The organism is Pseudomonas sp. 05N433, assembly GCF_056396925.1.
This window is the reverse complement of sequence record NZ_JBFTML010000036.1, coordinates 66,045-88,022: the sequence shown is the minus strand read 5'-3', so window position 1 is coordinate 88,022 and position 21,978 is coordinate 66,045. Positions and strand designations below refer to the sequence as shown.

The 21,978-nt window shown below is 59.6% G+C and carries 17 protein-coding genes; 3 read left to right on the top strand and 14 right to left on the bottom strand.

Annotation, left to right across the window (positions count from 1 at the left end; all coding sequences use genetic code 11):
• Nucleotides 1-85: 85 nt before the first annotated feature.
• Nucleotides 86-595 carry a 6,7-dimethyl-8-ribityllumazine synthase gene (locus tag AC1DIS_RS19290; RefSeq protein ID WP_019582888.1) on the top strand — a complete coding sequence of 170 codons (510 nt, stop codon included), beginning with the start codon at nt 86-88 and terminating at the stop codon, nt 593-595.
• 49 nt (nt 596-644) lie between these two features.
• Here the strand turns inward: AC1DIS_RS19290 and astE are convergent, their stop codons facing one another.
• From astE to AC1DIS_RS19255, 7 genes are all read right to left on the bottom strand, one after another.
• The gene (gene astE / locus AC1DIS_RS19285; protein ID WP_064616460.1) at nt 645-1,655 is read right to left on the bottom strand and encodes a succinylglutamate desuccinylase; all 1,011 of its coding nucleotides are present in this window, start codon (nt 1,653-1,655) and stop codon (nt 645-647) included.
• Between the two features lie 12 nt (nt 1,656-1,667).
• Nucleotides 1,668-1,958 carry a topoisomerase II gene (locus tag AC1DIS_RS19280; protein ID WP_477781033.1) on the bottom strand — a complete coding sequence of 97 codons (291 nt, stop codon included), beginning with the start codon at nt 1,956-1,958 and terminating at the stop codon, nt 1,668-1,670.
• Nucleotides 1,959-2,030: 72 nt separating this feature from the next.
• Nucleotides 2,031-3,377 carry an N-succinylarginine dihydrolase gene (astB, locus tag AC1DIS_RS19275; protein ID WP_477744616.1) on the bottom strand — a complete coding sequence of 449 codons (1,347 nt, stop codon included), beginning with the start codon at nt 3,375-3,377 and terminating at the stop codon, nt 2,031-2,033.
• A 51-nt stretch (nt 3,378-3,428) separates the two neighbouring features.
• Nucleotides 3,429-4,898 carry a succinylglutamate-semialdehyde dehydrogenase gene (astD, locus tag AC1DIS_RS19270; RefSeq protein ID WP_477781035.1) on the bottom strand — a complete coding sequence of 490 codons (1,470 nt, stop codon included), beginning with the start codon at nt 4,896-4,898 and terminating at the stop codon, nt 3,429-3,431.
• Entirely contained in the window at nt 4,895-5,920 is a 1,026-nt protein-coding gene (astA, locus tag AC1DIS_RS19265) for an arginine N-succinyltransferase (RefSeq protein ID WP_018926391.1), read from the bottom strand. The genes astD and astA overlap by 4 nt, the downstream gene beginning before the upstream one ends.
• Before the next feature lie 79 nt (nt 5,921-5,999).
• Entirely contained in the window at nt 6,000-7,019 is a 1,020-nt protein-coding gene (aruF, locus tag AC1DIS_RS19260; protein ID WP_428635323.1) for an arginine/ornithine succinyltransferase subunit alpha, read from the bottom strand.
• Between the two features lie 132 nt (nt 7,020-7,151).
• On the bottom strand, nt 7,152-8,372 hold the full coding sequence (locus tag AC1DIS_RS19255) for an aspartate aminotransferase family protein (RefSeq protein ID WP_064616456.1): 1,221 nt from the start codon (nt 8,370-8,372) through the stop codon (nt 7,152-7,154).
• Between the two features lie 286 nt (nt 8,373-8,658).
• Here AC1DIS_RS19255 and AC1DIS_RS19250 point away from each other — a divergent pair, with 286 nt between their 5' ends.
• Nucleotides 8,659-13,518, top strand: a complete 4,860-nt coding sequence (locus tag AC1DIS_RS19250; RefSeq protein ID WP_477744615.1) for a dermonecrotic toxin domain-containing protein — start codon at nt 8,659-8,661, stop codon at nt 13,516-13,518.
• A gap of 31 nt (nt 13,519-13,549) precedes the next feature.
• Here the strand turns inward: AC1DIS_RS19250 and AC1DIS_RS19245 are convergent, their stop codons facing one another.
• From AC1DIS_RS19245 to acs, 7 genes are all read right to left on the bottom strand, one after another.
• Complete coding sequence (locus tag AC1DIS_RS19245; protein ID WP_007934898.1) at nt 13,550-14,530, bottom strand: GlxA family transcriptional regulator; 981 nt, start codon at nt 14,528-14,530, stop codon at nt 13,550-13,552.
• Between the two features lie 112 nt (nt 14,531-14,642).
• A complete protein-coding gene (locus AC1DIS_RS19240) occupies nt 14,643-15,407 on the bottom strand; it encodes an ABC transporter ATP-binding protein (protein ID WP_477781032.1) in 765 nt (254 codons plus the stop codon).
• Between the two features lie 27 nt (nt 15,408-15,434).
• Nucleotides 15,435-16,547, bottom strand: coding sequence for a succinylglutamate desuccinylase/aspartoacylase family protein (locus AC1DIS_RS19235; RefSeq protein ID WP_477781031.1), 1,113 nt, complete (start codon nt 16,545-16,547; stop codon nt 15,435-15,437).
• A gap of 1 nt (nt 16,548) precedes the next feature.
• Nucleotides 16,549-17,247 carry an ABC transporter permease gene (locus AC1DIS_RS19230; protein ID WP_018926395.1) on the bottom strand — a complete coding sequence of 233 codons (699 nt, stop codon included), beginning with the start codon at nt 17,245-17,247 and terminating at the stop codon, nt 16,549-16,551.
• Complete coding sequence (locus tag AC1DIS_RS19225) at nt 17,244-17,933, bottom strand: ABC transporter permease (RefSeq protein ID WP_007934894.1); 690 nt, start codon at nt 17,931-17,933, stop codon at nt 17,244-17,246. Before AC1DIS_RS19225 ends, AC1DIS_RS19230 begins: the two co-directional genes overlap by 4 nt.
• Nucleotides 17,934-18,023: 90 nt before the next feature.
• The gene (locus AC1DIS_RS19220) at nt 18,024-18,797 is read right to left on the bottom strand and encodes an ABC transporter substrate-binding protein (protein ID WP_018926396.1); all 774 of its coding nucleotides are present in this window, start codon (nt 18,795-18,797) and stop codon (nt 18,024-18,026) included.
• Nucleotides 18,798-19,351: 554 nt separating this feature from the next.
• Entirely contained in the window at nt 19,352-21,307 is a 1,956-nt protein-coding gene (acs, locus tag AC1DIS_RS19215; RefSeq protein WP_477744614.1) for an acetate--CoA ligase, read from the bottom strand.
• A gap of 405 nt (nt 21,308-21,712) precedes the next feature.
• Between acs and AC1DIS_RS19210 the strand changes: the two genes are divergently transcribed.
• Nucleotides 21,713-21,976, top strand: coding sequence for a DUF2790 domain-containing protein (locus tag AC1DIS_RS19210; RefSeq protein WP_018926398.1), 264 nt, complete (start codon nt 21,713-21,715; stop codon nt 21,974-21,976).
• Nucleotides 21,977-21,978: the final 2 nt, after the last annotated feature.

Genomic DNA, 21,978 nt, shown 5'->3' with positions numbered 1-21,978 from the left:
CCGTCCGCAGACACGTGTGCCTGCGTACCCTTAAATCCCATTCGATTCATAACGCCCTGTTTTTCACACAAACAGGAGTCAGAACATGCAACCCACCGCAATCGATAGCAAAAGCAAAAACCATCAGGGCGAGCGCGTCGCGTTCATCCAGGCCTGTTGGCACAAGGAAATCGTCGATCAGAGCCGTAAAGGCTTCGTCGCTGAAATGATTGCCCAGGGTTATCAGGAGTCGGACATCGATTTCTTCGAAGTCGGTGGCGCCTTTGAAATTCCGCTGCACGCCAAGTTGCTGGCCAAGTCCGGTCGTTATGCCGGCATCGTCGCCGCGGGCCTGGTGGTCGATGGCGGCATCTATCGCCACGAATTCGTCGCCCAGTCGGTGATCAGCGGCCTGATGCAGGTTCAGCTGGAAACCGAAGTGCCAGTGTTCTCGGTGGTTTTGACCCCGCACCACTTCCATGCCGGTGAAGAACACCAGAAGTTCTTCTTCGAGCATTTCGTGCATAAAGGTCAGGAAGCGGCGAAGACGTGTGCAGATACGCTGCACAAGACTCGCGCATTGCGCCGCAGCGAGCCTCGCGCGGTAGCCGTCTAGTTAGACGATCGTTCCCGCGCTCTGCGTGGGAACGATCACTCCACGACAGTCAGACCAGGTTTTCGTCGGTGGTCGGTACGATCAGGATGCCGGCGCGCAGGCCGTTCTTGACCCTGGGGTTCGGGAAGATGATCCGGGCGCCCTGCTCTTCGATGATCCAGCGGGTATTGGCGATATCCTCGGCCAGCACATAACCCACTTTCAATTCCGAAAAGTTTTCGATGTCCGCCGGCAGGTTCAGGCGGAAGTTATCGCTGTGCTTGATCACTTCCCGGGCCACGCTGAACAACTGCAACCCTTCCAGCCCTTCATCGGTCATTGGCGGCTCGGTGCCTTCGATGATCTGCTTCAGGCGGGTTTCCAGCAGGCTGACGTTGACCCCTTCGTTCTGCCCGAAGGGCCGGGCCTTGCCCAGCTCCAGGGTGAAGGACTCGGCATCGAGCTTGTCGTAGGTGTAGGAGCTGAAGACGATGGAGGGTTTGTTCTGCAACAGCACCGCTTCCATGCCGGCGGCGCGCAAGCGAGCCAGCTCCTGGCGTGAATGCTGACGTCCTTCTTTCCAGGGGTAGAGGGCGAATTGCTCGATTTTCGAGCCACGGATTGCCGTGTGCAGGTCGTAGTGCAGACGATTACGGTCCGGCAGGCTGAAGAACGTCGCCGCCAGCCGCTCCAGCTCACAAGCGCGCAAGGCCTCGGAACCGCTGCTTTGTTCGTGACGGCCGTTGAACAGCCGATTGACGTCCTGCTCGATGAAACGCTCACCGCGACGGATGGCCTCGGGATTGCCGAACAGGAACAGAATACGGGCGCGCGGCTTCAAGTCACCGCGGGCGATGTCATGCAACAGGCGATCGAGCAGCTCGATCGGCGCTGTTTCGTTGCCATGGATACCGGCCGACAGCAGCAGGTCCAGGCCATTGTCGCGAGCTTCAGGTGGCCGGACTTCCAGCGCACCTTCGCTCAACCAGCGCATCCGTACGCCTTCGACAGTCAGTTGAGTCTTCTCCGCCGGTTCGCGGCCGGCGAGGGTCAGTTCAAGCAGTTTGCCGAGGGCGAGCATAGAGCGGTTTCCTTAGTGGTCGTGATTGCAATCCGGGCCGTGCACGTGGTCCTCATCATCACCGASATCAGCCGGTTCCATCTCCAGTTGCAGACTTACCAGATTAGTCGCCAATGGGCGCAGCAGCAGGTTAGCGTATTCAGCGTCACCCTCTTCGACGTCCACGCCGATCAGCAGCTGGCCACGGCCGTCCTGCTGGATCCACAGCTCTTTGCCTTGCCACATGACCGCGACGCGGGTGCAGGAAGTTTCCAGTTGCGTGCCGTCGGTGTCTTCAAGGATCAGCTGCAGGGTATCGCTCATGTATTTACGCTCTCATCTGGAGATTAAGCGGCGCGCTTGCCATTCATATAAAAAGCCAAAGCGCGCCGACTATCAATTGATCTGGAATGGATAAACCGCGCCCAGTTTAAGGATTTGCGTCAGTTCATCCAGTGCCGTCCGGCACTCAAGCAACAATTGCGGGTCCGCCAGATCGTTTTCGGTCATGCGGTCGCGGTAGTGCTTTTCGACCCACTCGGTCAATGTGCCGTACAACGGAGCCGTCATGATAACCCCTTGGTTGACGGCCGCCAGTTCGGTTTCGTTGAGGGCGACGCGCAACCGCAGGCAAGCCGGGCCACCGCCGTTCTGCATGCTCTGCTTGAGATCGAAGACTTTCACTTCGCGGATCAGGCCGCCAGAGCTGGTCAGGCCTTGCAGGTACTGCCAGACGCGTTCGTTGCCATGGCATTCTTCCGGCACGATCAACAACATGGAGCCGTCAGGATGCGACAGCAGTTGGCTATTGAACAGGTAGGAACGAACGGCGTCTTCCACGGTGACCGCGGAACGCGGTACGCAGATCGACTGAAATTTCCCACCGACTTTTGCCAGTTTACCTTGCAGCTCAGCGAGCATCTGGTCGGTGTCGAGGAAGGCGTCCTCGTGATAGAACAGCACCTCGCCGTTGCCCACGGCGATCACGTCGTTATGGAACACGCCCTGATCGATCACCGAAGGGTTCTGCTGGGCGTAGACCACGCCGTCATCGCTCAAGCCATGCAGGCGTGCGACGGCCTGGGAGGCTTCCAGGGTCTGGCGCGCCGGATACTTCTGCGGGGACGGATAACGGGTGTCGAACGCGCTACGACCGAACACGAAAAACTCGACGCCAGCTTCGCCGTAGTCACGGCAGAAACGGGTGTGGTTGGCCGCGCCTTCGTCACCGAACTGCGCCACGGCCGGCAACGCGGCGTGGTGGGCAAAGTGTTTCTGGTCAGCGAACATCGCGCCCAGCACGCGACTGGTGGTCGGGTGCTCGATGCTGCGGTGGTATTTGCAGTTCAGGTTAGCGGCGGTGAAATGCACACGACCGTCGGCGGTGTCGGCACTCGGGCTGACCGTGGCGGCGTTGGCCACCCACATGCTCGACGCCGAGCAACTGGCAACCAGCAGCGGCATCGCGTCTTTGGCGGCTTGCTCGATCACTTGCGCGTCGGTGCCACTGAAACCCAAGCGACGCAGGGCGGCTACGTCAGGGCGTTCCTGTGGTGCGAGCACGCCTTGCTGAAAGCCCATATCCATCAGCGCTTTCATTTTCGCCAGACCTTGCAGCGCAGCTTCCTTCGGGTTCGAGGATTGCTGGCTGTTGCTCTGGGAGGCGACGTTGCCGTAGGACAGGCCACCGTAGTTATGGGTCGGCCCCACTAGACCGTCAAAATTGACTTCAAAGGATTTCATCAGCGAGGCTCCACAAGAATCTGTTGTTATAGGCTGCTACTAGGGTCTGTCTTACGACATGCGCACGCCGGGCGTAAGGGCCGCTGGCAAGGTCAGGCTCGGGGTTTCCAGCGAGGCCACCGGGTACGCGCAGTAATCCGCCGCGTAGTAGGCGCTGGCGCGATGGTTGCCCGAGGCGCCGACGCCGCCGAATGGCGCGCTGCTCGCCGCACCGGTCAGCTGCTTGTTCCAGTTGACGATACCGGCGCGGCTTTCCAGCCAGAATTGCTGATAACGCGCTTCGGAATCCGACAGCAAACCAGCCGCCAGGCCATAAGCGGTGTCGTTGGCTTCAGCGATCGCCGCTTCAAAATCAGCGTAGCGGATCACTTGCAGCAGCGGGCCGAACAGCTCTTCGTCAGGGCGATCGGCAACCGCTGTCACGTCCAGAATGCCCGGGGTCAGCAACGCAGCCTGAGCCTGGGGCTGAGTCATTTCCAGCAGCGCCACGGCGCCGTTGGCCAGCAGATGCTCTTGCGCTTCCATCAGGGCTTTCGCAGCACCGAGGGAAATCACCGAGCCCATGAACGGTGCTGGTTGCTGATCGAACGCACCGACTGAAAGGGTCGAGCTGACCGCCACCAGACGCGCCAGCAGAGTATCGCCCCAGGCGCCTTGCGGCACCAGCAAGCGACGGGCGCAAGTGCAACGCTGGCCGGCAGAAATGAACGCCGACTGAATGATGGTGTAAACGGCCGCATCGAGATCAGCGACCTGATCCACCACCAGCGGGTTATTACCGCCCATTTCCAGCGCGAGAATTTTGTCTGGACGACCGGAAAACTGCTTGTGCAGATGATTGCCGGTACGGCTGGAACCGGTGAAGAACAGACCGTCGATGCCCGGGTTCGCCGCCAGGGCGATACCGGTTTCGCGAGCACCTTGCAGCAGGTTCAGCACGCCGGCCGGCAGACCGGCTTCGATCCAGCACTTGACCGTCAGTTCGGCGACTTTCGGTGTCAGTTCGCTGGGCTTGAACAGCACACTGTTACCGGCCAGCAGCGCCGGCACGATGTGACCGTTCGGTAAGTGACCAGGGAAGTTGTAAGGACCGAACACCGCCACTACGCCGTGCGGCTTGTGACGCAATACAGCGGTGGCATCGCCCAACGGGCTGCTCTTCTCGCCGGTGCGTTCGCGGTAGCTCTGTACCGAGATGGCAATCTTGTTGACCATGCTGGTGACTTCAGTCRCCGCTTCCCACAAGGGTTTGCCGGTTTCTTCACCGATGGTACGAGCCAGTTCGTCGGCGTGATTCTTCAGCGCGGCGGCAAAGGCTTCCAGCACACTGATGCGCTCTTCCAGGGTACGACGGGCCCAGCCCGGGAATGCCTGACGCGCGGCTTGCACGGCCGACTCGACCTGAGCGGCAGTGGCGCCTTCGCCGGCCCACAGCACTTGCTGGGTCACTGGGTTGACCGATTGAAAGCTTTCACCCTGGCCGGCCAGCCATTCACCGGCGATGTATAGCGAATTCATTATTTCGACTCCCGAGCTGCAGACAACGGAACGGCGCGTACTTGATCGCCAGCGTTGAGTTGAAGACGTTTGGCGGTCAGCGGATCAACCACCAACGTGCCAGCGGCAAAGCGTGCTGGCGCGGCAGTGATCCGGCAGTCTTCGCGCTTGCGGTTATGGATCAGGAACGGCGTGGCGTCATCACCCGGGGTGCCGATGGCCAGCACCAGCGCCTGGCTGTCGCGCACTGCGCGGATCTTGGCGGTTTCGCACTCCACCGCAGGGCCTGCGTCGAAAATGTCGACGTAGCCTTGGTAACTGAAACCTTCACTCTTGAGCATCGCCAGGGCCGGCTCGGTGTCCGGGTGAACCTGGCCAATCACGTTGCGCGCGTCTGGCGACAGGAAGCAGGTGTACAGCGGGAATTTCGGCATCAGTTCGGCGATGAACGCCTTGTTGCCCACGCCAGTGAGGTAATCGGCCTGGCTGAATTCCATCTTGAAGAAATGCCGGCCCAGGCTTTCCCAGAACGGTGAACGCCCGGCTTCGTCGGACATGCCGCGCATCTCGGCGATGATCTTGTTGCCGAACAGTTGCGGGAACTCGGCGATGAACAGCAGCCGCGCCTTGGCCAGCATGCGGCCGTTGAGGCCACTGCGGTAATCGGCGTGCAGGAACAGCGAGCACAGTTCAGAGTTGCCGGTCAGGTCGTTGGCCAGGAACAGCGTCGGAATTTCGCGGTAGATATTCAGCTCTTGCGAGGCACTGACCGTCAGGCCCACCCGGAAGTTGTACCAGGGCTCACGCAGGCCGACGGCGCCGGCAATCGCGGAAATACCCACCACGCGGCCATTGTCATCTTCGAGTACGAACAGGTAGTCCGCATCGCCCCGCCCGGCTTCGCCGCGGAAGGTTTTCTCGGCCCAGCCAACCCGATGGGCCAGACGCTCTTCGTTGGCCGGCAAAGTGGTCAGGCCGGTGCCGGTGCTGCGGGCCAGGTCGATCAGAGCGGGTAAATCGCTGCTGCGTACGGGACGAACGATCATGCTATCTCCTCAAACGGGCCGCTTGCGCCACCCGCGAAATTTCGCTGCTTTCCAGACATTTCTCTCCAGGAAGCAGGCGTCAAACCGCCACCAGGCGCACGCTGGCACCTTCACCGACGCCCAAGGCTTCGGCCGCTTCAAGATCCAGGGTCACCGGTTTGCCCGGCGCGTAATCGAGCTCGAGCAATACGGCGCGGTAATCCTGCAACTGGGCATTGGCCACCAGATACTGACGACCGGCGCCTTTGACCGTCTCACCGATTTTCACCGGGACCACACGGCTCTGGGCGATCGAACGGATCCCCGAGACGCGGGCATGCAGAGTCGGGCCACCATCGAAAATATCGATGTAGTGATCGGTCTCGAAGCCTTCGCGCATCAGGATGTCGAAGGTGATTTGCGCCCGCGGGTGCACCTGGCCCATCGCCTCTTGAGCGGAGTCCGGCAACAACGGCACGTAGATCGGGTAATGCGGCATCAGCTCGGCGAGGAACGTGCGGCTCTTCAAACCGCACAGACGCTCGGCTTCGGCGTAGTTGAGGTCGAAGAAGTTGCGACCGATGGCATCCCAGAACGGCGAGTCGCCATTTTCATCGCTGTAACCGACGATCTCGGTCACCACGGAATCGGCAAAGCGCTCCGGATGGCTGGCCACGAACAACAGACGGCCACGGGAGTTGAGCTCCGCCCAAGGCGTGCCCACCAACTCCCTCTGCACGTAGAAACTGGTCAGCAAGCTGTTGCCGGTCAGGTCGTGGCACTGGGAGAGCACGTGGATCTTGTTGTGAATCTTCAGCTCGCGGGAGGCGTGCACGAACGTTTCGTTTCGAAAGCTGTAGAACGGCTCGGAATAACCGGCCGAGGCAACGATGGCCGAACAACCGACCAACTTGCCAGTGGCGGTGTCTTCGAGCACGAAGAAATAGCTCTCTTCACCGTTGAAGCTCACTTCGGCGGCGAACGAGGCTTCGCTTGCGGCGATCTTGTCGCTCAGGCGTTCAACGTCATCCGGCAAGGAAGTGACACCAATCGGGCTGTCCGCAGCCAGACGCTGTACCTCGCCCAGATCAGCCATTTGCGCGGGGCGCATCACCAGCATGGTGTCACTCCTTTCTTAACATCAGGTTGGCGAATTGCGCCAACTCAGGGAAAAAAATGCCGGGCAGGCCCGGCACAGGAAATAATCTCAACGCCTATCTATTACGATAGGCGCTGAGGAGCACTGTATGAATCAGGCTTGCGTCAGCTTGGCCACGGCGCGTTCGAAGCGGTCCAGACCGGCATCGATATCGGCGTCTTCAACCACCAGGCTTGGCGCGAAACGAATCACATCCGGGCCGGCTTGCAGAATCATCAAGCCTTCACGCTCGGCGGCGTTGAAGATGTCCTTGGCCTTGCCTTTCCAGGCATCGGCCAGCACGCAACCGAGCAGCAGGCCCAGGCCACGGACCTGAGTGAAGAGGCCGTATTTCTCGCCGATCTGCTCAAGACGGGTCTTGAACTTGTCGTGCTTGGTTTTGACACCGTTCAGCACTTCGGGCGTGTTGATCACGTCGATCACCGCTTCAGCGACCGCGCATGCCAGCGGGTTACCGCCGTAAGTGGTGCCATGGGTGCCGACAACCAGATGTTTAGCCAGGTCTTCAGTGGTCAGCATCGCTGCGATCGGGAAACCACCGCCCAGGCTCTTGGCGCTGGTCAGGATGTCCGGGGTCACGCCGTAATGCATGTAGGCGAACAGCTCACCGCTGCGGCCCATGCCAGTCTGGACTTCGTCGAAGACCAGCAGCGCGTTGTGCGCATCGCACAGTTCACGGGCGCCTTGCAGGTAAGACAGCTCGGCCGGCAGTACGCCGCCTTCGCCCTGGATCGGCTCCAGCACCACCGCGCAGGTCTTGTCGGAAACAGCGGCTTTCAGCGCGGCCAGATCGTTGTAAGGCACGTGGGTGATGCCGGTGATCTTCGGACCGAAGCCGTCGGAATACTTCGACTGGCCACCGACGTTCACGGTGAACAGGGTACGGCCGTGGAAGCTGTTGAGCGCGGCAACGATTTCGTACTTCTCGGTACCGAAACGGTCATGGGCCACGCGACGGGCCAGCTTGAAAGCGGCCTCGTTAGCTTCGGCGCCGGAGTTGCAGAAGAACACACGATCGGCAAACGTAGCGTCGACCAGCTTATGTGCCAGGCGCAAGGCCGGCTCATTGGTGAACACGTTGGACACGTGCCACAGCTTGTTCGCCTGTTCGGTCAAGGCAGCGACCAGCGCCGGGTGCGCATGGCCCAGTACGTTAACGGCAATCCCGCCGGCGAAGTCGATCAGCTCGCGGCCAGTCTGGTCCCAGACACGGGAACCGGCGCCACGCACAGGAATGAAAGCGGCAGGCGCATAGTTGGGAACCATTACCTGGTCAAAATCGGCGCGTTCTACCGCAGCGTGCTCAACGGACATCGGAGTCTCCTGATGAGGAACACTCGCCTGAAACTGGCGAGCGATGAGGGGATTGTAAGGACAGTTTTCAGCCCGGCCTTGCCGCCAAGCGACAACTTCTTATAGCGCAAACACCGGTTTTGCCCGGGTTTACGGCAATGCGACATATAGGGTCGCAAAGGCGCAGTTTAAACCGCCGGCACAGGTTATAGGCAGGCTTGTCGACCGATGCGGTAAATATGTACCGCACGCAGTGCTTCATCGTCTGTTTTGCTGGCGACTCATCCAAACGCTAAGGGAATAGCGCATGAGCCAACTCGAAAACGATCACCCTAGGGCCGCTGACGACGATCACTTCGTCACGCAGCCGGATGATCATTACCATCACCTGTTCAACAATCTGCCCGCCTGGGCATTAGAGGCATCGCTTGAAACCCGCTGCGCTCTCAAGAACATCACGCTTGCGACTCCCCAATGGCATAGCACCGCGACACCTTCACAGCATGCCTCGCTGAAAAAGCTCAGCCAGGAACACTGGCACCATAGAAATCGTCTGGATTCAAAGCTGTCCACGCTGAAAAACCCACGGGCATTTGCCGAACCCCTTCTCATCGCGGCCCTGAAAACCCGGTTTGGTCTGGAACTGGACGTCAAGACCACCTTCCTGCGCCTGTACATCCCACAAACCGCGACCCTGTTCAAAATCAACACCGGGGCCGCCCGCACCTGGACGGTATCGCTGCTCGATGCCGCGCTGCATAACTTCCAGGAATCGGAAACAGCCGCAGATGCCTTCGAATCCGCTTCGACCTTCATTACCGAGCCGTCGTCCACAGGGCAGTTCGAAACGTTGCCGGCGATCAAGCACAAAATCACGGTCCAGGCCTTCGCCCGGCTATGCCGTGAACTCGATATCGGTGGCCAGTACACCGCGTATCTCAAGGAATTTGTGGGGCTGACCAACCCGTTGGCCGGTGCCGCGTTGAAATCCAGCACGATCAGCCTGAACAAGGCCGCACTCAGGTCGGCGCTGCAGATGGCACACATCCGCAAGGATATTCCAGATGATGCGCACCTCGCGCTCCTGCGCATGGTTGAAGGAGGTTCGAGGGCGCGACTCAATGGCCAGCCGCTCTATGGCCACGACCTGACCCTGATGTCATCCTCGCTGACCGGCATTGTCATTTTCGCGCCGAGCCTTGAGCGGGCACGCAAGAGTACGCGGCTCATTGCCTATATTCCCGATGACCCAGAACATCCGCTCAAGCAATACCCCGACACGCTGGCGTTCATGACCGACCTGACCCGCAAGCTGCGGACACCCGCTTATCAAACGTTCTTCAGCCGGTTCGTCGAGCACAAGGAACGCGGACACTTTTTCGCCGATCTCAACAGCCGCCTCCAGACCGTGACCTGGCATCAGCACCAGCCCGGCGATCCATTGCCGAGCTGGCGCGAAACGCCGGTCGAGCGTCCCAATCTGCGTTTCTCCGTGCTCCCGATCAAAGCGGACCTGTGGAACCATGGCTATCAGCGGCAGCTGAACAAAATCCTCAACGACGCCAGCACTGTCGCCGTCTCCACCGCCAGCGCCGATCGAGACGCCCGCTGGGCATTGTGGGATGCCTTCAGCAAAGTGGCCTCCAGGATCCTTGAAGCTGCGTCGTTCGTGGCGGCGCCCTTGGTGCCGTTGTTTGGTGAATTGATGCTGGGATACATGGCCTACCAGTTACTGGACGAGAGCTTCGAAGGCATCGTGGACATGGCTGAAGGGCTGAAAACAGAGGCGTTCGGACACCTGATGACGTTCGTCGAAACCGTCGTTCAAGTCGGGACATTCGCGGTGGGCGGTGCAATCGCCGCCGGCGCCTTCAGCCGGCTTCTGCCCCGTGAAGCCGTCGCGCTCATCGACCCGCTCAAACCTGTCGCCACAGCCGGAGGCAAAACCCGTTACTGGATGCCGGATCTCACACCTTATGAACAGACACTCAGTTTGCCCGAAGGGGTAAAGCCCAATCATCTGGGCTTGTACCAACACGCGGGCAAAACGATGCTGCGCCTTGAGGGAAAACTGTATTCAGTGAAACCCGACCCCATGTCGGACAGGTTCCAGATTGAGCATCCGCGCCGCAACAATGCTTATCAGCCGTCGCTGCGGCATAACCACCACGGCGCCTGGCAAACCGAACTGGAGCAACCGCTGTACTGGGAGCGGGAAAAGGTCATGCGTCGTCTTGGCCATAGTGTCGAGTCGTTCACCAGTGCCGAGCGCGAACAGATCCTGCGGATCAGCGGCTACCACGACAACGTATTGCGCCAGGCGCATGTCGAAAACTATCGCCCGCCTTCGCTGCTGACTGACACGATCAAGCGTTGGCGGATCAACCGTGACATCGAAACGTTTATCGAACAGATCGGCAGCGATCAACCCGGGCACTATCAAAAAGCCGATACCGCCCTGCAGCATGCACTGCTGACACGCCATGACTCATGGCCGGTCGATACGCCACTGCCGACACCGGCAACTCAAACGCCAGCCTTCAGACAGCAAACGGCAACACTGGCCCGCCAATATCGCAAGTCGTTGTTCGAGCGGCTCTACAGCACTCAGGAACACACCGATGATGTGCAGGTTCAGCAACTGCTCGCCGATGTGCAGGGCCTGCCGACCGATGTGGCGCAAGAGCTGGTGAGCAATGCCACCGGCACCGAGTTACGCCAGCTGCACGGTGGGCGCGTGCCTCAGCGGCTAAAGGACGCGGCGAACAAAGCCATGGAGGCAGTCCGCGCAACCCGCGCCTATGAAGGCCTTTATACCGACGCGCTGGAAAACGTCGACACCCACAGAGTGGCCCTGCACAGCCTGAACGCACTGCCCGGCTGGCCGGACGGACTACGCATCGAAGTGGTGCGGGATTACTCCAGCGAGGGCACCGTGCGCGACAGCATTGGCCCGACCGATGCAGCCATCGTGAAAACACTGGTGGCCAACGAGGATGGCACCTATCACGTTGATCAGGAGACACCCGGTGATTTCTACCAGGCACTCTTTCAAACGTTGCCCCAGGCCCATCGCAATGCGTTCAGCCCTGCCATCGCTGACGCCCAGGTCCTCAGACAGCGCATTGCCGAAAACGCGCTGGACCAGCCGACGCTACGCACTCTGTTTGCCAGGCATCCCCATCGAAAACCCTACTACGACCCGACCACCATGCGCCTTCCTGGTGGTGCGGAGGGCTATGACCGCGGCAATCGCATGACACCCACCCTCAACGACAGGGTCCGGGAGGTTTATCCCGATCTGTCCCAGGATCAATTGCAGTCCGTGGTCCAGGCGTTGCAAAGCCACCCCGATGGCGCTCGGGTAGCACTCTCACGCGTACACCGCGAGCTGAACCGATTGCATCTGGATCTGGGTCGATGGATCAGCGAAGCCCCGACGGCGCACCCCGACACCGGGGTTGCGTTGAGCGCCCTGGAGCGCCAGGCCGAACAACACATTCGCAGGTTGCTGGCGCAGGAAATCCAGCGCGCCTGGCGGCGCCAAACCGATCGGGATTTTGACACCGCGGACGACATGGAGCGGTACGTGCTCAGGTTCGACGAACCGATGCTGGGTGATCTGCCATCGTTGACCGCAGATTTCAGTCATGTGTCGCAGCTGTCCCTGGAAGGCAGCCATGCAGCGCAAGGTGTTGCTGGTTTTCTACAGGGCTTCAGCGGACTTCGCCGACTGGAACTGCGCCGTTTCTCCCTGACCACCCTCCCCGATGCCATCACCCGGATGCCGCAGCTTGAAGCGCTGGTGTTAAGCGATTGCGGCATCAGGGTAGACGCCCCCACCTGGTTGAAGCTGACGTCATTAAACAAACTGACCATGCTGGATCTTTACCGCAACCCGTTTGAAACGGTGCCCCGCATCGACTCGATGACTGAATTGACCCATCTGGACCTGAGCAGCACCAACCTGACCGAAATCCCGCCCGGCACTCTGCAACACCCGCGCCTGGACACCCTTCTGCTGATGAACAATGGAATCAGCGAACTGCCGGCAGCCTTGTTCGACAGTCCGCTGTATGAAAAGCGTGGCATACACCTCACGCACAATCCGGTTTCCGACAGCTCGCGACAACTCATCAAAAACCATCACGTCGACAGCGCTTTCGACATGGGCGTTTTCGCACCCGAGGCAGACATTGATCGTGTCAGGGCACTCTACCCAGGCATGGAAGTCGAGCAAGCCAGCGAGTTCGTCTACGAATTGCCCGGCACGCTGGAGGAAGGTCGGGTAGCGTTGACGCGCCTGGAAGAAGAGCTGAGCCAATTGAGGAACGATCTGTCTGCCTGGACCGCCGCTCTTCCGGACCTGCATCCACTGACAGACGAACCCTTCAGCGCAGCTCAACTGCTTGTCGAGCACGCCAACCGCGACGAATTCAAGCAAGCCCTTGAGAACTGCTGGCAACGGGATGCGGAGCTGGATAACTTCAGCGATACGCTTGAACCCACCTACGATCTGACACTTTCCACGGTCATCAATGGAGAACTGCCTGCCCTGAGCGCTGATTTCAGCCATGTGTCGTCACTGGAGTTTCGCAGTGCGGAGGGGGTGACGCGCATCGGACGTTTCCTGGAGTCCTTTCCCAACCTGAAAAGCCTCAGGCTGCGCAGCTGTGACCTTGGCGACATACCGGAGGCGGTGTTCAAAATGGGTCAACTCAGGGCTATGTCACTCCCCGAGTGTCGCGTCAGTCTGTCATCAGAATCGGTCGCCGCCCTGGCGGGGATGGAACAGCTCGACTATCTCGACCTGGGCTCGAACCCGCTAGGACAGACGCCTGATGTGAGTCAGATGCCGGCACTGGCGACCGTGCTGCTGAACGACACCGGCATCAACCGGATACCGGATGGACTGTTACAGCTGGCCGAGCTGGACTGGGCAGACTTGAGCGGCAACGCCATCACCGAGGTGCCCAGTGACTTGTCGGAACTGCCGGTGGACGTCGCAGATAATATTTCGTTGAGGGGAAATCCATTTTCCGAGGAAAGCCTGTTACGGCTGATCGCTTACTTCGAACGCACGGGCGCGGATTTTGGTGTGGAAGCCGTGATCAATCGGGGTGAAATAGAAATCTCCGACTCTGAAGGTTCGGAGATCGACGAGTAGTACAGCGCTCGATCATGGCGCGGTTGATCGATCAACCGCGCTCCGACGGCACCGACGACAACTCGAACGGGCTGCTGCTGCGCCGCTGGTTGCGATCCTCCCGCGGCGTAGCACCGAAGAAGTTGCGATAGGCACTGGAGAAATGCGGCCCCGAAGAGAAGCCACACGACAGGCCGATCTGAATGATCGACTTGCTGGTTTGCATCAACATCTGCCGGGCCTTGTTCAGGCGCAGTTCCAGGTAGTACTGGCTCGGCACACGGTTGAGGTACTGCTTGAAGATCCGCTCCAGCTGCCGACGCGATACGCACACATGCTGGGCGATTTCGTCGGTGGTCAGCGGCTCTTCGATGTTGGCTTCCATCAGCAACACCGCCTGGGTGAGCTTCGGATGACTGGAACCCAAGCGGTTCTGCAACGGAATACGCTGGCGCTCGCCGCCCTCGCGAATGCGTTCGACCACCAGTTCTTCCGACACCGCACCGGCCAGTTCGGCGCCGTGATCACGGGCCAGCACCGCCAGCAACAGGTCGAGCACCGACATGCCGCCGCACGCGGTCAAGCGGTCACGATCCCAGTCGAACAGGTGACTGGTGGCAATCACCTTCGGGAAACGCTCGGCGAAATCGTCCTGCCAGCGCCAATGCACGGCAGCGCGATAACCGTCGAGCAAACCCAACTGCGCCAATGGGTAAACACCGGCGGACAATCCGCCGATCACACAACCGGCGCGCACCAGCTGTTTCAACGCACTGCTGAGCGGCGGCGCGAGAGAAGTCGGTGGCTCATCGGCGAGCAGGAACAGTTTCTGAAAGTTTTCGAGCTTGCCGGCCCATGGCTCACCGGGCAATTGCCAGGCGCCGTCGGTCGGCGGTTCGGCCTGCAAAAACGACAATTCGTAAACAACGTCCGGGTGCACACGCTGGGCAACACGCAAGGCCTCCTCAGCCAGCGCAAGCGTCAGAGCTTTAGTGCTGGGCCAAATCAGGAAACCAATTCGATGGGCAGTCATGGCGGGCAATCCGAAACGAAAACAGTGTTAAAGCCAAAGGCGGCTGCAACCAAATTAGACCATCTGGCGCGCGGTGCGCAGCATGACCTAATTTGGTGCGTAACGGGAGCGATTACTTGAGGCTGCCCGAGAGGAATTGTTGCAAGCGTTCCGACTGCGGATTGACCAGCACTTCGCGCGGGTTGCCGCTTTCTTCGACGACGCCTTTGTGCAGGAACACCAGCTGGTTCGACACTTCACGGGCAAAGCCCATTTCGTGCGTCACCACCACCATGGTCCGGCCTTCCTGTGCCAGGGCCTGCATGACTTTCAGCACGTCACCTACCAACTCYGGGTCGAGGGCCGAGGTCGGTTCGTCGAACAACATCACTTCGGGTTCCATCGCCAGCGCACGGGCAATCGCCACACGTTGCTGCYCGCCACCAGACATGTGCCCTGGGTAGGCGTCCTTGCGATGGGCCACGCCGACCTTGTTCAGGTAGTGCTCGGCTTTCTCGCGGGCTTCCGCCTTGGACACACCGAGCACATGCACCGGCGCTTCCATGATGTTTTCCAGCGCGGTCATGTGCGACCACAGATTGAAATGCTGGAACACCATCGACAGGCGCGAACGCATGCGTTGCAGCTGTTTCGGGTCGGCGGCTTTCAGCGCGCCGTCCTTGTTGGCAACCAGTTTCAGCTCTTCATTGTTGAGCAGAATCTTGCCCGCGTGTGGCTGCTCGAGCAGGTTGATGCAACGCAGGAAAGTACTTTTGCCGGAGCCACTGGAGCCGATGATGCTGATCACATCGCCAGCCGCCGCTTTCAGGGACACGCCCTTGAGCACTTCGTGACTGCCATAGCGTTTATGCAGGTCTTGGACTTCAAGTTTGTACATGCGGTCGGTTCTCACAAAAACAGTCAGTCAGTCGTTGAGCAAGCGCCCGTGACGCAGCGCTTCGCGCCCCGCCACCTTGGCCAGCCAGAAACCGGGTTGGGCGTAACGCAGCCGCTCAATGGCAAACAGCACCCCGGACGTACCAGCACACACCGTGCTGACCCGATCCGCCAGCGGATCGATCACTTCAAAAATCTCGTCGCCTGCTTCAACCCATTCACCGGGTTTACGCAGAAAACTCAGCACGCCAGGATGCGGCGCGAACAGCAATTCGGTGCCTTCGAACGGCATGCCTTCGCACGCGTCTTGCGCAGGCTTGGGCCATTCACCGCCGATCAAGCCTTGCTCGGCGAGGAACGCCAGAATGCCTTCGGCGTGAGCTTCTGCCTCAGCGCGACCGGTATCGGCCTGACCACCCAGTTCGATGGTCGTCGCCAGGCAGGCCAGTGGAATCTGCGCATCCGGGAACAGACGCGACAAACGCAGCCACGGCAGCGAGCACGCTTCGTCAAAGGAACTGCCGCCGGAATCTTCCGCCAGCAGACCGACCTTGACGTTCAAGTGCGCAGCCAGTGAACGCCAGTGCGACCAGTGTTGCGGCAAGGCGTACATGTGCAGCGCCGCTTCGCAATCGCAATGCAGATCCAGCACCACATCGGCGGTGCAGGCATGGCTGAGCAAGATACGCTGCATGCCTTGCAACTGGCTGCTCGCCTCTGGCAAAGCTGCCAGGTGATCGCTCATGGCCTGACGGATCAGTCGAATATTGGCATGCGGATCATCACCCAGATGCCCATCGAGTTCGGCGGCCRCCGGCGCGCTGAGTTCGACGAAATCCCGGTTGAAGTTCTTGCCGCTGCCCGCTTCGAAACGCCCCTGATGATTGCCTTGCAGCAATTGACCCAGGCCCAATGGATTGGCCACCGGCACCAGTTCGATCACACCGTTGAGCAAGCCTTGAGCTTCAAGTTCGGTCAGGCGTTTTTTCAGCTCCCAGGCCGTGCGCATCCCCGGCAGTTCATCGGCGTGCAGGCTGGCCTGGATATAGGCCTTGCGCTCGCCAGTACCGAAGCGGAACACCGAGATCCGGCGTTCACTGCCCAGGTGGCTCCACGGCAAAGCATGATCGATACGTTCCATATCAATGCTTCCGCGGGGCCAGATAGCCCAGCCAGCGGTGTTCGGCCATTTTGAACAGGCGCACCAGAATGAACGTCAGGCACAGGTAGAACGCGCCGGCGGTGATGTAGGCTTCGAACGGCAAGTAGAACTGAGCGTTGACCGTGCGCGCGGCACCGGTGATGTCGATCAGGGTCACGATCGACGCCAGACTGGTGGTCTGCAGCATCATGATCACTTCGTTGCTGTACTGCGGCAGCGCCCGGCGCAGGGCCGATGGCAGCAGGATCCGCTTGTACATCTTGATTCGCGACATGCCCATGGCCTTGGCCGCTTCGATCTCGCCGTTCGGCGTGGCGCGCAGGCTGCCGGCGATGATTTCGGCGGTGTAGGCGCTGGTGTTGATCGCGAAGGCCAGGCACGCACAGAACGAGGCACTGGACAGCCATGGCCAGAGGAAGCTTTCACGTACGGTTTCGAATTGCGCCAGACCGTAGTAGATCAAGAACAGCTGCACCAGCATCGGCGTGCCGCGGATCACGTAGGTGAACAGCCAGGCACTCATGTTGACCAGCGGCTGCTTGGAGACGCGCATCAGCCCCAGCGGCAGTGCCGCCAGCAAACCGAAGAACAGCGACAGCGCGAGCAGTTTGAGGGTGGTCACCAGCCCGCCGAAGTACAGCGGCAAGGCATCCCAAATGACGTTGTAGTCGAAGATCATAGCTCAGCCGCCCTTACGCCTACCGAGTAGCGCTTCTCAAGATGACGCAATGCCAGCAACGAGACGCTGGTGATCACCAGGTACATCGCCGCCACCGCGAGGAAGAAGGTGAAAGGCTCGCGGGTAGCGTCTGCCGCCTGCTTGGCCTTGAACATCATGTCTTGCAGACCCACCACCGAAATCAGCGCGGTGGCCTTGGTCAGTACCAGCCAGTTGTTGGTGAAGCCCGGAATCGCCAGGCGAATCATCTGCGGCACCAACACCCGGAAGAACACCTGAAAACTGCTCATGCCGTACGCCATGCCGGCTTCTGCCTGACCTTTGGGGATCGCCATGAACGCACCACGGAAGGTTTCCGACAGGTACGCACCGAAGATGAAGCCCAGGGTGCCGATACCGGCGGCCAACGGGTTCAGGTCGATGTAGTCGTCATAGCCGAGCATCGGCGCAACGCGGTTGAGCAGGTCCTGGCCGCCGTAGAAAATCAGAAGGATCAGCACCAGATCGGGAATACCGCGGATCACCGTGGAATACAGATCGCCCAGCCAGGCCAGCCAGCGCACCGGCGACAGACGCAGCGCAACGCCGATCAGCCCCAGGACGATGGCCAGGGCCATGGACGACAAGGCGAGCTGAAGCGTCAGCCATGCGCCATCGAGGATGACAGCCCCGTAGCCTTTCAACATGATTCAGGTCCTCGAAAGTTGGGATGAAAAAATGGCGCAAACCTCAGAGATCCTGTTGCTTGCGCCATTTCGGACTTGTTGCGGGGACGATTACTTGCCGTAGATATCGAAGGCGAAGTATTTGTCCTGGATTTGCTTGTACTTGCCGTTCGCGCGAATGGCCGCGATCGCGGTGTTGATCTTGTCTTTCAGCGCGTCGCCCTTGCGAACCGCGATCCCTACGCCGTCGCCGAAGTATTTGACGTCGGTGAAGGCAGGGCCAACGAAGGCGAAGCCCTTGCCGGCGTCGGTTTTCAGGAAGCCGTCATCCAGCAGGGTAGCGTCTGCCACGGTGCCGTCGAGGCGGCCAGCGGCCACGTCGAGGTAGATTTCGTTCTGCGAACCGTAAGGCTTGATCTCGGCACCCAGCGGGGCCAGGACTTCGCGGGCGAAACGCTCGTGGATCGAACCACGTTGCACGCCGATGTTCTTGCCCTTCAGCTCAGTCAGGTTTTCGCTGACTTGAGTGCCGGCCTTCATGACCAGGCGAGCCGGGGTGTTGTAATACTTGTTGGTGAAGTCCACGGACTTCTTGCGGTCTTCAGTGATCGACATGGACGACAGGATCGCGTCGATCTTGCGCACTTTGAGTGCCGGGATCAGGCCGTCGAACTCTTGCTCGACCCACTGGCACTTGACCTTCATCTCTTCGCACAGGGCGTTGCCGATGTCGTAGTCGAAACCCACGATGCTGCCGTCCGGTGCTTTGGAGGCGAACGGAGGGTAAGCCGCTTCGATACCGATTTTCAGAGGTTTTTCATCGGCGAATGTCGGCAGGGACAGCACGGACAGTGCCAGGGCGCCAAGCAGCACGAGTTTCTTCATCTTGGGACTCCATCGGTAAAGGGCAAAAACGGCAGAGTGAGCGACAGCCCAATATGCGAATGGTTAAACCAAAAAGCGGTGCTGCGTCCTAGGAACCGTGCGCTGATTTCAACGCAGGCAACGACGAGCGAGTGATTGGCATTCTAACGACAGGCCCGAAGCCGATATTTCTTCAATGCGACAACAAATTACAGAAGCACCGAGAATGCCACCTGGGCACGTTGACAGCTCCGCAATTTCATGCAAGAGCAAAAGACAGTGAACCGATCTATGTTGCAAATTGCGGGCCTATTATTGGCAAACCCTTCTAATCCGGCAAGCGTAGCGTTGTGTCTTATTTTTCATGGCGATTGAGAAGCCCTGAAACGGGGCTTTTCGTTTCCCAATGCCTCGTTATCGGGCGGGAGGTTACACATTCAGTTACTTGAAAGGTGATGGGTAACAATGGGAAATGGCCTACGGGGGAAGCCGATAATTATTGGTTGAAGATCAGTACGAAAAAGCCCCACCAGGCTCAACACCTGGCGGGGCTTCGATGACTCAGGAATCGGCGCTTAAGCGACGTTCATGGTCTTGTGCGTATCAATCAAATGCTGCACCACACCCGGATCCGCCAGGGTGGAGATATCGCCCAACCCGTCGTATTCCGCCGTGGCGATCTTGCGCAGAATCCGGCGCATGATCTTGCCCGAACGGGTTTTCGGCAGACCCGGCGCCCATTGAATGACATCCGGCGAGGCAATCGGGCCAATCTCTTTACGCACCCAATTCTTCAGCTCCAGGCGCAGTTGCTCGCTCGGCTCTTCGCCCGCATTCAACGTGACGTAGACATAAATGCCCTGCCCCTTGATGTCGTGCGGCACACCCACCACCGCCGCTTCGGCGACTTTCGGGTGAGCGACCATCGCGCTTTCGATCTCGGCGGTGCCCATGCGGTGGCCGGAAACGTTGAGCACGTCATCCACGCGACCAGTGATCCAGTAGTAACCGTCTGCGTCACGACGCGCACCGTCACCGGTGAAGTACATGCCACGGAAAGTCTTGAAGTAGGTGTCGACGAAACGGTCATGGTCGCCATACAGCGTACGCGCCTGGCCTGGCCACGAGTCGAGGATCACCAGGTTGCCCTCGGCAACGCCTTCGATGATGTTGCCCAGGTTGTCCACCAACGCCGGCACCACGCCGAAGAACGGCCGTGCTGCCGAGCCAGGTTTCAGCGCGTGAGCGCCCGGCAGCGGGCTCATCATGTTGCCGCCTGTTTCGGTCTGCCACCAGGTATCCACGATCGGGCAACGGGACTGGCCGACATTCTTGTAGTACCAATCCCACGCTTCCGGGTTAATCGGCTCACCGACCGAACCCAACAGACGCAGGCTGCTGCCATCGGCGCCTTCAACAGCGGCAGTGCCCGACGCCATCATCGCGCGGATCGCGGTCGGCGCGGTGTAGAGGATGTTGACCTTGTGCTTGTCGACAACCTTCGCCACTCGGGTGATGTCCGGATAGTTCGGCACGCCTTCGAACAGCAGCGTGGTCGCACCGTTGGCCAGCGGGCCATAGACGATATAAGAATGGCCGGTGACCCAGCCGACGTCGGCGGTGCACCAGTAGATTTCGCCCGGGCGGTAGTCGAACACGCGCTCATGGGTCATTGCCGCGTACAGCAAATAACCGCCAGTGGTGTGCTGCACGCCCTTCGGCTTGCCGGTGGAACCGGAGGTATAAAGGATGAACAGCGCTTCTTCGGCGCCCATTTCTTTTGGCGCGCAGACGGTGCCCGCCACTTTCATCAGGTCTTCGTACCAGATGTCGCGATGCTGGTTCCACTTGATGTCGCCGCCGGTACGCTTGCACACGATGACTTTCTGAATGCTGCTGGTTTCCGGGTTGGTCAGGGCGTCGTCGACGTTGGCCTTGAGCGAGATCTTCTTGCCGGCACGAATGCCTTCGTCGGCGGTGATCACCACTTTGGATTTGCAGTCGATGATGCGACCGGCCAGGGCTTCCGGGGAGAAACCACCGAACACCACCGAGTGAATCGCACCGATCCGGGCGCAGGCCAGCATGGCGACCACGGCTTCGGGGATCATCGGCATATAGATGGTCACCACATCGCCGCGGTGCACATCCTGGCCGCGCAAGGCGTTGGCGAACTTGCAGACTTGTTCGTGCAGCTCGCGGTAGGTGATGTTGCGGCTTTCGGCAGGGTCATCCCCTTCCCAAATAATCGCGACTTGATCGCCACGCTCGGCCAGATGACGGTCGAGGCAGTTGTAGGAAACGTTCAGCGTGCCGTCGGCGAACCATTTGATGTCGACATGGTGATCGTCGAAGGACGTCTGCTTCACCGTGGTGAAAGGCTTGATCCAGTCGAGGCGCTTGGCTTGTTCGCGCCAGAAGCCGTCCGGGTTGACGACCGATTGCTGGTACATGGCCTTGTAAGTGGCCTCGTCAGTCAGCGTATTGGCTGCTACCTCGGGACGAACGGGATACAAAGAAGCCGCACTCATCTTTCTTACCTCGGTGGAATAGTTGTTTTTGTATGGCCCCAGTTGTAGCCGGGACGGGCCTATAGAACCATTCGACGATGGTAGTAACAAGCCCCTACAAAATGTGGCTATACCGCGACGAAGCGCTCAAACCCGGCTATTGCGGGGCCTCGCAGGAGCTGGCGAAGCTTGCGATCTTTTGATCTTCGCGGAGATTGTTACCAAATCTGCCAAAAGTGTTTATCAAAAGCACAGCTATATGCCCGCCATTCCCAAGCCTAAAATCGGTCTCGCCAACACGGCAATGTGATTAACCCAGTTGCAGCCCCCACGAAGGCAGTTAATCCAAGACTCTTTACTAAAGCTCCACACGCAATCCTAAAAAGATTGCGTGACCCCATTCGACCTCAGAAAGGTAACTTTTAAATGAAAGCTTTATTGGTTCTGGCCCTCAGCAGTCTGTGCGCAACCGCCATGGCAGACGAGGCTCCGACTGATGCCGCAAAACAACAACCCGTCGTCGAGGAATACACCTACTCCACCCATCTGGACATCGCCAAAGTTGTCTCGATGAGCGAAATCCCGAATGTCTGCGAAGTGGTCCCGGCCAAAATGGTCTACGACGACTCCAAAGGCCAGCGACACATTCTGCGTTACAGCGTCATGGGTAACGGCTGCTCCAACGGCTGATC

Excerpts from the sequence above, each read along its gene's own strand:
- AC1DIS_RS19230 (WP_018926395.1), bottom strand. The coding sequence starts at position 17,247 with ATGATCTTCGACTACAACGTCATTTGGGATGCCTTGCCGCTGTACTTC.
- AC1DIS_RS19220 (WP_018926396.1), bottom strand. The coding sequence starts at position 18,797 with ATGAAGAAACTCGTGCTGCTTGGCGCCCTGGCACTGTCCGTGCTGTCC.
- astB (WP_477744616.1), bottom strand. The coding sequence starts at position 3,377 with ATGAAATCCTTTGAAGTCAATTTTGACGGTCTAGTGGGGCCGACCCAT.
- astA (WP_018926391.1), bottom strand. The coding sequence starts at position 5,920 with ATGATCGTTCGTCCCGTACGCAGCAGCGATTTACCCGCTCTGATCGAC.
- astE (WP_064616460.1), bottom strand. The coding sequence starts at position 1,655 with ATGCTCGCCCTCGGCAAACTGCTTGAACTGACCCTCGCCGGCCGCGAA.
- AC1DIS_RS19290 (WP_019582888.1), top strand. The coding sequence starts at position 86 with ATGCAACCCACCGCAATCGATAGCAAAAGCAAAAACCATCAGGGCGAG.
- AC1DIS_RS19225 (WP_007934894.1), bottom strand. The coding sequence starts at position 17,933 with ATGTTGAAAGGCTACGGGGCTGTCATCCTCGATGGCGCATGGCTGACG.
- AC1DIS_RS19255 (WP_064616456.1), bottom strand. The coding sequence starts at position 8,372 with ATGTCCGTTGAGCACGCTGCGGTAGAACGCGCCGATTTTGACCAGGTA.
- aruF (WP_428635323.1), bottom strand. The coding sequence starts at position 7,019 with ATGCTGGTGATGCGCCCCGCGCAAATGGCTGATCTGGGCGAGGTACAG.
- AC1DIS_RS19210 (WP_018926398.1), top strand. The coding sequence starts at position 21,713 with ATGAAAGCTTTATTGGTTCTGGCCCTCAGCAGTCTGTGCGCAACCGCC.
- AC1DIS_RS19245 (WP_007934898.1), bottom strand. The coding sequence starts at position 14,530 with ATGACTGCCCATCGAATTGGTTTCCTGATTTGGCCCAGCACTAAAGCT.
- acs (WP_477744614.1), bottom strand. The coding sequence starts at position 21,307 with ATGAGTGCGGCTTCTTTGTATCCCGTTCGTCCCGAGGTAGCAGCCAAT.
- AC1DIS_RS19250 (WP_477744615.1), top strand. The coding sequence starts at position 8,659 with ATGAGCCAACTCGAAAACGATCACCCTAGGGCCGCTGACGACGATCAC.